Origin of the sequence: Paenibacillus sinopodophylli (genome assembly GCF_005930355.1) — a bacterium.
Taxonomy (GTDB): Bacteria; Bacillota; Bacilli; order Paenibacillales; family Paenibacillaceae; genus Pristimantibacillus; species Pristimantibacillus sinopodophylli.
This window is the reverse complement of sequence record NZ_VDBO01000002.1, coordinates 399,688-412,738: the sequence shown is the minus strand read 5'-3', so window position 1 is coordinate 412,738 and position 13,051 is coordinate 399,688. Positions and strand designations below refer to the sequence as shown.

The window sequence follows — 13,051 nt, the reverse complement described above, 5'->3', positions numbered from 1 at the left end:
GCCTTTATCGAACTGCTATTCTGCTTTATTTAACTATAACAATACCGCTCTTGTTGTCATTATTCAATCCATTACAAGTGATAGAAACCTATCTTCACGTAGTGAATCTTCTGCCCATACTCACATTAGTGTATCGTATTTGCCATGCAACAACATGGCAAAAAAACAGCCCGTATGCTGCTTAGCAGCATACGGGCTGTTAACCTGTTATTCATTCATATCCGTTCTAGAAACCATTATTCGATTCTTTAGCCAATCGCAGCTGTTTGTATTTCTCAGCATACTTGCTCACGCTGTGCACAACCGTCGCATGCGACCACGTAAGCGGCGCGACAGATAATGGCGATCCATCATACGGATTCAGTTGCTCAGGGAGCATACCGCTTTGCAAGGCATGATCCGATACCCATTGCAGCGTTTGACGAGGTCCTTCAAGCTCCTCAAGCGTCTTCGCGGAATCAATCTCAAAGTTCGCAACCCATAGCGTACAAATGATCCATGGATTTCCCGGTACCTTATCGATTTCCCCTGATTGCTGGAAGTAATAATCATTCGTATATCTAGCAATTCCGCCGATATGCGTCTTGACCTGCAGTCCTTCCTTAATCGCAAGCATTGTCTGAACTACCCGATAGTCGTCTACAGGAAGTACGCCAAACTCCAGCACGCCGAACAAGCTGCTCTCCAGCGTCATATCCTTCACCCAACGATTATCCTTCTGGATTAAGCCTCGAGCGAAGCGACCGGACTCCTCATCCCACAGATGAGTAATCATACCTTGTTTGATCATCTCTGCTGTGCTCTTATAATGATCGCTTCGCTCATAATCACCGAACAAATCCGTGAAGAAGGATGCAGCCATCAGGCCGCCATACACCGACGCCACCGTGTACGTCCATATGCCGTAGCGCTCCTCCCACAAATCGTAGCTCGGCTTCGGAAGCGAGAGCGAAGGTTCAATATACGAGCTGAGGAATGTAGCTGCCTTGCGGATCAGATTGCTATACAATGATTGAGGAAGCTCAATCACTTGGTTCCGCGAATAATCCTTCCACAAAGCGAATAGGACAAGCGCTGTTTCATCCTCTTGAATCGGGAGCCGTCGGCTTCCCTGAACGATATATGGATGCCAACTGGAGCCCACCGTTCCGTCTGGATTGTATTTATGATACAAGTAGCCATCAGGTGATAAAGCTTGCGCACAGAAATGGAAGAACGGTGCAATAACGCTTTGATACCCTGCCATTGACATCGCATCAGCAATCAATGCGCCGTCACGCGGCCACATGTAGCTGTAATGATCACGATTATATTGCAAAATATCTGTGTCATTCGCGGCTAATATCGCTCCGCGCTCATCCACCTGTGTACGAACAAGCAATAGGCTCTGCTTGAACATTTTGACAACGTCATGCGGCAAATCCCCAAGATCGGTCTCAGCTCTGCGAAGCCAGTGCTTCCAGTAAACGACCATTCGACTGAGCAGCTTCTCCGGATGATTATCCTGAACATATTGGTTCAGTTCCTTCACCTCTTCGAGATTCTGGCCAATGGACATCCAATAATAAACCGATTTTTCATTTTGCGGCGGAACGACGGTGCGGAAGCTGATTGTACTATCAACAGAGCCTTGTGCGATGGAATTGCCCATCAGAACACCATCCTCTGCGTCGCGCCATGTCCCTTCAGCCGACTGGAATCGTTTGATCCCCGTTGAGTATTGCGTCATGCCTCCCTCATCCGAGAAGCCGTTAAACATGAAATAGTTATTCCGCTTGTAGTGATACAGAGTATGGTTTTCCGGGTAATAGACCGCCGTATCGCCAACCTCTGAACCATCAATCATCAAATCCTGATGGAAGAACAACCGAACTTCTTTCGCAACATCCGTTTTGTTGCGCACAACAACCCGTTTGATATAGATACATTCCCGCTGGTGAATACCATCGTTCATATGAAGCTCAATGCCTAAGCCATCATGCTTTGCGGTAATATTTGTTACCAAGGAGTCGTCAATATAATCCAAATCAAACTTCCACTCAGGCTCATCCAACCAGCTAAAAGCACCCTCAACCCATACACCTAAGCGGCAATATTGACCGCCTACGTGGTTTAACTGTCCGACGAATGGATAATAAATATCTCTGATATAACAGTGTTGATCCAAATTAAGGAGCATCTTTCCGTTGCCGATAACTAGATGACGGGCCATGATTCTTTCTCCTTTCGGTGCGCTAAGAGTTGTGAATAGACTGATATATAGGCTTTGGCGGAGCGATTCCAGCTGTAATCTTCATTACTGCCATTGCTCACGATCTGCTTCCAGACTTCCTCATCACGATAAAGAGCAAGCGCTCTGCGCACGGTGTGCATATAATCATGCGCATTGTAATGGGCAAAGCTGAAGCCGTTTCCTTCGCCAGTATATTCGTTGTAGGCTTGTACCGTGTCCTTTAGTCCGCCTGTCTCGCGAACAACCGGTACGGAACGATAGCGCAGCGCTAGAAGCTGACTTAATCCACATGGTTCGAATTGAGAAGGCATCGCGAAGATGTCCGAGCCTGCATAAATTCTGCGGGCAAGTCTATCATCATAACCAATCCACACCTTAAATTTATTAGGATAGCGATAAGCAATATCATTGAAAAATTGCTCGTACTTCGCATCTCCTGCACCAAGCAGAACAAATTGTACGTCATCCTGCAGCAGCTCTTCAAGCGTTGCTGCGATGAGATCAAATCCCTTCTGCTCCACTAACCTTGATACAATTCCGACTAGTGGAATCTCTTCCGACAACGGCAATCCAAGCTCACGCTGGAGCTCTACCTTGTTTTTCCGCTTCCGGCTCAATGAGTTTCGATACGGAACCTCTAGCGTACTGTCATTCATCGGATCGAACAGTTCATCGTCAATGCCGTTCACAATGCCAATCAAATCCTGTGATCGGTATCTCAGAAGGGCATCCATCTTCTCGCCAAAATATTCGGTTTGGATTTCTTCGGCATAGGTTTGGCTTACCGTCGTCAGCTTGTCTGCATAGACGAGTCCGCCCTTCATGCAGCTTCCAGCACCGTTAAACTCCAAGCTGTCAGCTTGGAACATGTCATGCCCAACGCCGAGCAAGTCCATGAGCAAATCAATGCCGAACAACCCTTGATACTTCAAGTTGTGAATCGTAAACACCGATTTGGTATACGCCCATGCAGGATCGTAGTAATATCTTGTTTTGAGAAGAAACGGGATTAATCCGGTCTGCCAGTCATGGCAATGCACAATATCCGGATGAAAATCCATGTAGCGCACTGCCTCCATAACGGCAAAGCAGAAAAAAACGAATCGTTCTGCATCATCCCCGTAGCCATAAAGACCTTTGCGCTTGAAATAATGCTCATTATCGATTAAATAATAAGTGACGCCGTCAAATTCAGCTCTCAGCAAGCCGCAATATTGATTGCGCCAGCTGAACGAAACTCGGAAATGAGCAACTTGCTCAAACTGCCCAATGAGCGCGGCAGGTATTTCATCATATTTCGGCATAACGACTCTGGTATCAACGCCCCGCTTATTCAGCGCCTTAGGGAGCGCCCCTGCAACGTCAGCAAGTCCGCCTGTCTTAGCAAGGGGCACCGCCTCTGAGGTTGCGAACAATATGTTCATAGGATTCTCCTTTCTTATGGACGCCGCATCAGCATTGCATCAACCCAATCGGAAACGGATCAGTTCCTGTCTCGGTGTATCGCATGATTCGCGGCAATAAACTTCACTTATATTATTTTTCGTTTCCCAGCTAGAAACGGCGAACTTGCCGCTCCTCTTATATCCCGCTCTGCTTCTACCTGAACGTCCTTGTCTAAAATACTGTGCTGTAAGAAGCTGTTTTCACCAATAATGCCATTCTGCATCACGATGCTGTTGCTTACGACAGCTCCCTTCTGTACATGCACGCCGCGGAACAAAATGCTGTTCGTGACAGTGCCTTCAATCCGGCAGCCGTTAGCGATAAGCGAATTCGTCACATTCGAGCTTCCCAAGTACCTGGCAGGCGGCTCATCCTTAACCTTCGTGAAGATAGGACCTGGCTGATAGAAGAGCTCTTTCCACACATCCGCATCCAGCAAATTCATACTATTACGGTAGTAGCTGCCTAGCGTATTCACAACGCCTAAGTAACCTTCATACATATAACCATAAACATTCAATTGGTCCAATCTTGAGAAAATAGCATGACGTACAAGATGATCCTGTCCCTGAGCGAGCGATGTCTCAACCAGCTCCATCAGCAGATCCTTGCGCATAACATACATCTCCATAGAGCTGATATCGCTAGACATGCGGCCATAATGATCTTGAATTGCGGTAATTCGACCATCCTCATTTAGTTTCACTTTGCGAGCTTTTCCGGAGAGCAGGTCCTGCTGTTGCTTACATACGACCGTTATGTCAGCTTCGCGTTCGAGATGGAATTGGATCACCTTCTCGAAATCGATATTGCAGACCATATGGCTGCGAGTAATGACCACGTAATCTAACGAGGCACGGTTGAAATAGTCACGCTGTTGATAGAAATGATAAAGATCGCCGCGGCTAATTTCTTGAATATCATCTGTTGCTGGAGGAAGAACGAACAACCCGCTTTGGCGATGCTGCAAATCCCAATGTTTGCCCGATCCGAGATGATCCATGAGCGAGCGATACTTGGTATGTGCGAACACAGCTACCTTCGATATGCCGGAATTGACCATACTGGACAAGACAAAATCAATTAGGCGGTACCTAGCACCGAAAGGCACGGTTGCAAGGCAGCGGCCTTGCGTTAGACGTTCCAACTCATCCGTCTCATGGATTAAATTAATGACGCCCATAACTTTATGCTTCATGAATGCTCCACCTCCTGCAGCAAATGATCGTTTGTCACATATTGATCCACAGCAATAACTGTAATTGCATTATCATCAGGACTTCCAATCGTTACGCCGGCCTGTATGACCGCACCTTCACCAATAATAGCCCGATAGATGCGTGCGCCTTCGCCAATCCTCACATTAGGCATAATGACAGATTCCGAAATAAACGTGTCCTTCCCAGCCTTGACACCATAGAATAATACGGATCGCTCAACAACACCTTCAATTAAGCATCCTTCCGTAATTAACGAAGCAGAAACCTCTGCTTGTGCACCAATATGCTGGGCAGGTTGATTCGGATTTACGGAGTAAATTCGCCATTCATTATCTGCAAGTTCAAGAGGCGGCTCATCGGCAAGGAGATCCATGTTCGCTTCCCATAAACTCTCGATTGTACCGACATCCTTCCAATAGCCTTTGAACGGATACGAATGCAGTTTCTTCCCATCTCTCATCATGGCAGGAATGAGATCTTTACCGAAATCATGGCTCGAAGTGCGGCTTGATTCATCATATATCAAATATTTTTGAAGCTCCGACCACGTGAATATATATACACCCATCGAAGCAATATTGCTTGTTGGATTTTTTGGTTTTTCCTCAAATGCCGTTATCCGATCTTCATCATCGATATGCATCACGCCAAATCGACTGGCTTCCTTCCAATCCACTTCAATCCCTGCAATCGTAACGTCAGCACCCGAACGCTTATGATGCTGAAGCATAAGCTCATAGTCCATCTTATAAATGTGATCACCTGAAATGATCAGCACATACTCCGGATTATACGGTTCTATGAAAGACATATTCTGATAGATCGCGTTCGCTGTACCCTTGTACCACACGCCGCCTTTTTGCTTCATAAACGGAGGCAATATCGTCATGCCGCCGTCCCGGCGATCCAAGCCCCAAGGGCTTCCGATTCCTAAATATCGATTGAGCTCAAGCGGTTGATATTGGGTCAGCACGCCTACTGTATCAATACCTGAATGTGCGCAGTTGCTCAGCGTGAAATCAATAATTCTGTATTTTCCGCCGAAATAGACAGCTGGCTTCGCCAAATCCTTCGTAAGTACACCTAACCTTTTACCTTCACCGCCTGCGAGCAGCATAGCGATCATTTCTTTACGGCCCATGGACACCAACTCCCTCTCAATGTGTGTTCCCCGAATCTAAGGTGATGAACAGGAATGCCAAGGGGGGTAAATGAAGCGTAATGCTTTGTTCTTGGCCGTGCCAAGAAACTTTCTCGCTGATGTAGCTTCGATTCGAAATTAATTCTGTACCGCCAAACAAATGATCATTGCTATTTATTAAAGAGCGATAAGTGCCTTGCTCTGGAACACCAATACGATACTCCCCATAATCATTTTTAGAGAAGTTGGCAATAATAACTGTGAAATCAGAGTTGCCGCGGCGGATAAAGGAGATGACGGATTGCTCTGCATTATGAACATCGATCCATTCAAAGCAGTCGTGCTTACTATCACGCTCCCAGAGCGAGGGCTGATCGACGTATAGGTGATTTAGCGATTTTACGTAAAGGTGCATGCTTTTATGCATATCGTATTCCAGCAGCATCCAATCGAGCATATCGCCGTCTTTCCACTCGTCATACTGGCCCCATTCGCTGCCCATAAATAACAGCTTCTTGCCAGGATGAGTCATCCAAAAACCATAAAAAAGCCTCAATTGGGCGAATTTTTCTTCGTAACTTCCGGGCATTTTGTTTAATAACGAGCGTTTTCCGTGCACAACTTCGTCATGCGAGAGCGGTAGTACGTAGTTTTCTGAAAAAGCATAAAGGAGCGAAAAAGTGATGAGATGGTGGTGGCTTGAGCGTTCGGACGGATCAAGCGCCATATAGCGCAGCATGTCGTTCATCCAGCCCATATTCCATTTAAAATTGAATCCAAGGCCCCCCTTGTAGGTCGGTGCCGTAACAGCGGGCCACGAGGAAGAATCCTCTGCAAGCATTAGCGTATCGGGGTAATAATGAAACACGGTTTCATTGAGCTTCTTGATGAAGCGGAGAGCATCCAGATTATCTGAACCGCCTAGATAGTTGTAAGTAAACATTTCGGGCGGTTTGTCCATATGCAGATTAATCATGCTGGCAACTGCATCTACCCGCAAACCGTCAATATGGTACATATCCATCCAGTAAATCGCATTGGAAATGAGAAAACTGACGACTTCATCCTTGCCGAAATCGAAAGCAAGCGTGCCCCAGAGCGGCTTCTCAGCACGTTTGGCATCTGCACCTTCGAAGATGGGCGTACCGTCAAAAAGGCGTAATCCGTGGTCGTCTTTGCAGAAATGTCCAGGTACCCAATCCAGTATGACACCTAAGCCTGACTGATGACATTTGTCAACGAAACGCATGAGTTGCTTTGGTGTGCCATAACGGCTCGTTACAGCATAGAAGCCTGTAATCTGATAGCCCCATGACTGGTCCAAAGGATGTTCGGCTAGCGGCATCAGCTCAATATGCGTATAACCCATATCAGCCACGTAAGGAATGAGATCTTCTGCCAGCTCGTCATACGTAAAAAAATCTTCTTTTCCTTTAATTTTCCATGACCCAGCGTGCGCCTCATAAATGAGCAGCGGATTCGTGTAGGCCGGTAGCTTTTGATTCTTTTTTTTCCAAGCGGAATCCTTCCACTTATATCCGCCTAACTGGGTGATGACCGATGCAGTTCCAGGCCGGCGCTCTGCAGAAAAAGCGTACGGATCAGCTTTCCTAATCACACTGCCTTCAGAAGTCACGATCTCGTATTTGTATACTTGACCTTCACCAATGCCAGCAATAAATAAAGAAAAAATGCCTGTTGCATCAATTCTTGCCATGGTGTGTGAAATACCAATCCATTGATTGAAATCGCCGATGACTCGCACTTCTTGTGCCTGCGGAGCCCAAACTGTGAATCGAACGCCATCTTTACCGTCCATTCGGACGAGGTGAGCACCCATAAAACGGTAACTGTGGTAGGAACTGCCTTGATTAAACAAATATAAGTCCTGATGCGAAAGCCCGTTAGGTGCCGTTTGAACCATTCTTGGTTTCACCCCCTGTTGGATGATCAATGACGAGTCAGAATCAGCAGAGCTTGCAATACTTTATCCACATTATACATGGTTTGATGAAAAAAACACAGTCGTTTTCATAGATTTCGACAGTTTAATTTAAACCATGTCAGATTACGTAACATTGCTCTGATTCGTTGCCATTACGCGTTGGATGTAATAATGCTTCGCACAGTAACCCTTCGTAATTGATGCTTTTGTACAGTTTATCCATTCGCAATTCGAGACTTGCTTCACTCGACGAGGTCTGACCGTATTAGGATCCCCGTGCCTTAATAGACGCTGATGGTGCATCGCACATAAATCTTTGGCTTTAATCGGCTTCATACAGTTTTCTATGCTGCAATCGTTCATCATTCAGTCTCTCCCTGTGTGTACGCCATATTTAGTCATTTTTGAGCCTAATGACTGTCTATGCTATCATATTATCGGGAAAATGAATTAGAATAAAGCCTGCTGTACGTTTATTACGGGTGATTTAGCCCAAACTAAAACCCATATGCACCATATACGTATCCGTTAAGCTATCAAGTTTAATTAATTAAACTGAAATGATAATTTTGAAACATGCACGAAACCGTCAAATGTCCGGACTTGTTTGTAATGATAAGCTATTTTATACTTTAATTGTTAAACATGCGCGGAATGAAAATTTAGAGGAGTGTTCGTTTTTGTCGATTTATAGCCAGGTCTTTCAATCTTTACATCAGCCTATGCTCATCCTTAACCAGGATGAGAATGGCGTCTCTATAGAGGATGCCAATCAGGAATTCCTTCGGTTATCAGGCTATTCGCTACAAGAGCTTCAGTCCAAAAGAGGCAGATCCTTCTTGCAGAAATATAATATTGATACGACCGTTCATGTTGTAAAAAGCGAGGTCATACTGCAGACAAAGCTGAAGCGGCAAATATCCGTCCGTATCGATCAACAGCCGCTGCCGTTCATTGAGGGAGATTGCTGCACCAAATCGCTTGCCATGTTTGAAGATTTGACACCGTACAAATGGATCGAAAAACAAGCAGAACGAAATAAATTTCTAATTAGCGGAATCGTCGACCGACATCAGCATATCCGATTTTTGCGCGATCGCCTAGCTCCACTCCTATTCCAGGCAGATAGTACAATGCAGGATGAAACGGTGATGCAATTTCTCGCTGATTCTGAGCATGTGAAGATCACAAACAGCATCCAAGAAGCCTATCAATCGAAGGAAGAGAGAAGTCTTACACTCAGGACAAGCAAGCATAGCGGTATCGAGCTCGAATTGTCTGTTACGTTCGCACCGATCATAGATGGATTCGGGGATGCGCAGGAATATGCGTTTGTCATTTGGGATATGAAGCCGATAGACGACCAGATCGACGCTTCTTTAAAACTTAGAATTTGGATGGCAAAGCGAGATGTAACCGTAGGTCATTTATCATCCGTAACAGGCATCTCCATTCAAACGATATCAAAACTACGCAATGGAAAAATTATGAAGCCCCAAAGACTCACAGCAGAGCTGATCGCTTCGGAGCTTGAAGTTGAAGTTCATGAGATATGGTCAGAGATTAGGAAATGAAAGATGTAAGCTCACAGGTATATACCAGATGCAGCTCATGCATCGCTCTCGTACATGCTGTGTAGAACAGTTTTCTCTCGCTCTCGCGTCCGTAATGCTCGCGATTAGCATTGCTGATAATAACCGCATCGAATTCGACACCTTTTGCCAAATATGCTGGAATGACGATAATTCCCTTTTCGAACGTCACCGTTTCTTTTTCAACTAAGCGTGCATTTGGCAAATACGCTTGCAAGTCCTCATGCAGACGTTTGCTCTCCTCAGCTGTTTTGCAAATGACGGCAATAGATGAGTAACCCGTTTCTACCAGCTTGTTCACACGGGAGCTGATCTCCGCAGTAAGCTGTGATTCAAGCTCGACCTTAGTAATTGTAGGCTCATCGCCATCGCGATTGAATGGCTCAATAAGCTCGCCTCCTTCAATCATTTTACTCGTGAAAGCAACAATCGGCCGAGTAGAGCGGTAGCTTCTTGCCAGTATGATTTTTTCCGTCTCCTCTTCACTGAACAAATCTGCTAACGGCTCGAATCCATTGCCAGTAACGGCATGCGCGAATATCGATTGATTAAGATCACCAAGGACAGTCATCTTACAATTCGGAAAAATACGTTTGAGATAATGATATTGAAACGGCGAGTAATCCTGCGCCTCATCAATAAACAAATGTTTCACCTGCGCGTTTGTTTGAAAACCTTCCAGCTTTTCCTTCAAATATAAATACGGCGTTGCATCCTCGTAGAAGATATGACCCTCGTTAAGCTTAGACAGCGTTTGTGTGCAAATTTCCGTCCATGTATCAGGGAGTTCATGTCCATGATCAAACGTTTGCCTAGTTAGAAACGTATCCGATTGGAATAAACGTTTATAAATCATCGGCACATCCAGGAATAACAAACGTTTCACACGCTTGCGAAGCTTTTTGAATTTCTCCTGTACGATCATTGCTGCCAAATAATCCCGTTCAGCATCGAAATCATCGAAAGATTGACCGGCAAACCGATTTTTTCGCTGTAATTCATCATAAGCCTTGGCATACGCTTCTTGATCCAGCAGTTCAATGGCCTCATGAACCCAATCCTGATTCCGTTCTTCCCGGCTCAGTCTTGTCAGCTCTTTCAGCATCCACTCTGCGGTTAATCGCATTCGATTGCCAATAGACATAGAACGATCCCATTTATAAAACTGTTCGTCAATGGCAGACTCACTGATCAATATGCGTCCCTTGAAGGTAATCGCTTTGAATGCTAATCCCGAATGGCCAAGCTCAGCTGCATATTTATCGATCACATTCATAAAGGAAACGCTCGACTTATAAGTAATGCTGTCAATTCTCGCATCATAGCCTGGTTCATCTATATGGGCAAGCGTATACTCCATTTGTGAGAAAGGATCCTCGAGTGCAAACGTTTTGCCTAGCCGATGCTCCAAATATTGCTGATAAGTCGTCTGCTGCATATTTTGCTCGCCAAGCTCGGGCAGCACCGTTGCAACATAGCTGTTGAACATTGGGTTTGGAGAGAAGAGTACAATTTGATCCGCTTGAAGGATGCCGCGATAACGATAGAGCAAGTAAGCGACACGTTGAAGAGCAGCAGACGTTTTGCCGCTACCAGCTGCGCCCTGTACGATGAGAAGTCTGGCGCGTTCGTTGCGAATAATACGATTCTGCTCACGCTGAATCGTAGCCACGATGCTTTTCATTTGTGCATCGGACTGTTTGCCCAGCACCTCCTGCAGCAGCTCGTCACCAATTGTTACTCCCGTATCGAACATGCTGTGGATTTCACCGTCTCGTATAATATATTGCCGCTTAAGTGTCATTTCGCCTTTAATACTACCGTTTGGTGTTGCGTATTCAACAGGGCCTGGTCCGTAATCATAATACAAGCTTGAAACAGGCGCACGCCAATCATAGATAAGATATTCATTGCCACTTTCATCGAGCAGTGAGCCTACTCCAAGATAAATAGGATCTGCTGTTTGTTCCCCTTCTTCAGCCAAGTCTACCCTGCCGAAATACGGGGAATGCTCAAGCTTAAGCAGCGTTTTTAATTGCTCTTCAATATGACGATGGCTTCGTTCCCGCTCCGAGAGCACCTCTGCTTGCTGCTTCATGCTGGCATGCGACTCTGCTGATTCGGCCGCGTCCTCGAAGTTCAGCGTTACATCGTCCCAGAAATTACGACGAATGTCTACAATATCTTCCTTCATACCGCCAACCTGATTTTGAAATTCCTCAATTCGGCTGCGGATTACATTCGTTACAAGTTCTACTCGTTGCTGCTCTATCTTTAGCTGCTCATTAGAATGAGTCATGAAATCACTCCTTTACGGATTAGTAAGTCTGCCCAATCAGCATCATTACCATCAAAACGGTAACATCCATTTTACCATCTTCTGCTGTTCAATGAAATGCGCCGTAAGCTATTGCCGAGGCCGATCGTTCCGTTTATAATGACAAAGGCAGAAATTCAGTCAGCAGACTCATGTTTGACGCAATCCGCGGTTCGAAAACTCCCGCGTTATCAAAACTAGGAGGTAACTAGCAACATGTTTAACTTGTGGTTTGGCGCGATTTTTATGCTCGTGCATTTTTCACTATTTCTTCTTTCCTATCGTTTTTTCGGACGGATTGGTATCTACGCTTGGATCGGCATGGCTACTGTGCTTGCAAACATTCAAGTAGTCAAAACCATTGATATCCATGCTTTCGGCATGATCATCGCGATAACGCTGGGAAATACGATGTACGGTACGATTTATTTGGCTTCTGACTTATTAAATGAGAAGTACGGCGAGAAAGCAGCTAAGAAAGCCGTTTGGTTCGGATTCTTCACGCTAATTGCTACGACCGTTATTATGCAGATGGCACTCCTCTTTAATCCGTTGAACGAACCATTTCCTCTGGAAGTACAAGGTGCGCTTGAAACCTTGTTTGGTCTAATGCCGCGGATTGCACTTGCCAGCTTATGCGCATATTTCGTCAGTCAATTTCTTGACGTACGCATATATTCGTTCCTAAAGCGTGTATGTCCTGCTCCCAATCAGCTATGGATACGCAACAATGGCAGCACCGCTGTTAGTCAGCTTGTGGATACGTTTATTTTTTGCACGATTGCCTTTGCAGGCGCTCCCGGTTACGGCAGCAAGCTCTGGCTTTCGATCTTCTTGTCGACCTATATTATTAAATTTATCGTTTCACTCTGCTCAACACCATTCCTATATGCAGCACGAAGCTTTGTTTTTAGCAAGGACGACACTGTTTAATAACGAGTAAAGCGGGATGCCTACTGCCAGGCATCCCGCTTTTGTTCAAATATAAGAATTTATAAGTTTCACTCTTATAATTCCGCTTGTATTTCACCGTCAAAGCTACTTCAGCGTCCAAAGGACGCCGAAGGCATTTTTGCTTGAAATATAAGAGTTTATAAGTTTCTCGCTTATACTAATGCTTATATTTCTCGGACTGAAACGCGCTGCGCCGCCAGAGG

At 45.4% G+C, this 13,051-nt stretch carries 8 protein-coding genes; 2 read left to right on the top strand and 6 right to left on the bottom strand.

Translation table 11 applies throughout. From position 1 onward, the window contains the following. Positions 1-226: 226 nt before the first annotated feature. The 5 genes from FGT79_RS13770 to glgB all read right to left on the bottom strand — a co-directional run bounded on the left by FGT79_RS13770 (position 227) and on the right by glgB (position 7,964). A complete protein-coding gene (locus tag FGT79_RS13770; RefSeq protein WP_138753371.1) occupies positions 227-2,212 on the bottom strand; it encodes a glycoside hydrolase family 15 protein in 1,986 nt (661 codons plus the stop codon). Continuing rightward, complete coding sequence (gene glgA, locus FGT79_RS13765; RefSeq protein WP_138753370.1) at positions 2,197-3,657, bottom strand: glycogen synthase GlgA; 1,461 nt, start codon at positions 3,655-3,657, stop codon at positions 2,197-2,199. The genes FGT79_RS13770 and glgA overlap by 16 nt, the downstream gene beginning before the upstream one ends. Positions 3,658-3,764: 107 nt before the next feature. Beyond that, a complete protein-coding gene (glgD, locus tag FGT79_RS13760) occupies positions 3,765-4,877 on the bottom strand; it encodes a glucose-1-phosphate adenylyltransferase subunit GlgD (RefSeq protein ID WP_138753369.1) in 1,113 nt (370 codons plus the stop codon). Further along, positions 4,874-6,040 carry a glucose-1-phosphate adenylyltransferase gene (locus FGT79_RS13755; protein WP_138753368.1) on the bottom strand — a complete coding sequence of 389 codons (1,167 nt, stop codon included), beginning with the start codon at positions 6,038-6,040 and terminating at the stop codon, positions 4,874-4,876. Before FGT79_RS13755 ends, glgD begins: the two co-directional genes overlap by 4 nt. A gap of 16 nt (positions 6,041-6,056) precedes the next feature. Further along, entirely contained in the window at positions 6,057-7,964 is a 1,908-nt protein-coding gene (gene glgB / locus FGT79_RS13750) for a 1,4-alpha-glucan branching protein GlgB (protein WP_138753367.1), read from the bottom strand. A 701-nt stretch (positions 7,965-8,665) separates the two neighbouring features. On the opposite strand from glgB, the gene FGT79_RS13740 reads away from it, so the two are divergent. Next, a complete protein-coding gene (locus FGT79_RS13740) occupies positions 8,666-9,559 on the top strand; it encodes a helix-turn-helix domain-containing protein (RefSeq protein WP_171056233.1) in 894 nt (297 codons plus the stop codon). Here FGT79_RS13740 and helD read toward each other — a convergent pair. Beyond that, a complete protein-coding gene (helD, locus tag FGT79_RS13735; RefSeq protein WP_138753365.1) occupies positions 9,549-11,876 on the bottom strand; it encodes an RNA polymerase recycling motor HelD in 2,328 nt (775 codons plus the stop codon). The two genes, FGT79_RS13740 and helD, sit on opposite strands and share 11 nt — an antisense overlap. Before the next feature lie 234 nt (positions 11,877-12,110). Here helD and FGT79_RS13730 point away from each other — a divergent pair, with 234 nt between their 5' ends. Further along, on the top strand, positions 12,111-12,827 hold the full coding sequence (locus tag FGT79_RS13730; protein WP_138753364.1) for a queuosine precursor transporter: 717 nt from the start codon (positions 12,111-12,113) through the stop codon (positions 12,825-12,827). Positions 12,828-13,051 lie beyond the last annotated feature (224 nt).

Bases quoted from the DNA above. Each gene is read 5' to 3' on its own strand.
- FGT79_RS13770 (WP_138753371.1), bottom strand. From the start codon at position 2,212: ATGGCCCGTCATCTAGTTATCGGCAACGGAAAGATGCTCCTTAATTTG.
- glgA (WP_138753370.1), bottom strand. From the start codon at position 3,657: ATGAACATATTGTTCGCAACCTCAGAGGCGGTGCCCCTTGCTAAGACA.
- glgD (WP_138753369.1), bottom strand. From the start codon at position 4,877: ATGAAGCATAAAGTTATGGGCGTCATTAATTTAATCCATGAGACGGAT.
- FGT79_RS13755 (WP_138753368.1), bottom strand. From the start codon at position 6,040: ATGGGCCGTAAAGAAATGATCGCTATGCTGCTCGCAGGCGGTGAAGGT.
- glgB (WP_138753367.1), bottom strand. From the start codon at position 7,964: ATGGTTCAAACGGCACCTAACGGGCTTTCGCATCAGGACTTATATTTG.
- helD (WP_138753365.1), bottom strand. From the start codon at position 11,876: ATGACTCATTCTAATGAGCAGCTAAAGATAGAGCAGCAACGAGTAGAA.
- FGT79_RS13730 (WP_138753364.1), top strand. From the start codon at position 12,111: ATGTTTAACTTGTGGTTTGGCGCGATTTTTATGCTCGTGCATTTTTCA.